Below are 512 nucleotides of genomic sequence, written 5' to 3' on the forward strand. Positions count from 1 at the left end.
GGGGGCTGAGAAGAATGAAGAGGACATTGCCAATGGCAAAGGGAAAAGCGGCCAGAACAGAGTGCGTTGCCCAGAGTATCGGTGGGCGCAATAACAGCGCCAGATGTTCAAACCATGTTTTATAGCAACACCTCTTTGGGGGCGGAATTATGTTTTTTTGATAACAAAGTAGAATCTCACTCGCTCGTAATGGGAGCCAGCGGGAAGGGCAAATCGGTCTTGTCCGAACAAGTGCGGAAAAACGCGAGGCTGCGCGGTGATCTGCTGGTGGATACTGAGATGTACTGTGAAGGTCGAGGGTTGAAACCATACGAGCATGAGTACGCTCGTCGCTTAGTTCTGGGGCTAAGTGGACCGTTGCCGCGTGAACTGCGTGGGAAGCCGGTGACGGTTATCTCTGATGTGTCCAGACCAAAAAAGGTAAAGCGTCAGCCAAAGCAATTTGTTAAGACCGTAAATGGCGTCACCCTTGAACGCCAATTGGTGGCAGATGCAAGAGACCAGTTGGAAAT

Annotated in this window: 1 pseudogene; it reads left to right on the forward strand. The window is 51.0% G+C overall.

The window, feature by feature from the left end:
- Positions 1 to 81: 81 nt before the first annotated feature.
- Positions 82 to 512: pseudogene (locus BHE89_RS20125) on the forward strand (hypothetical protein); the annotation flags it as partial.

Origin of the sequence: Shigella sp. FC1967 (assembly GCF_001743005.1) — a bacterium.
GTDB lineage: Bacteria > Pseudomonadota > Gammaproteobacteria > Enterobacterales > Enterobacteriaceae > Proteus.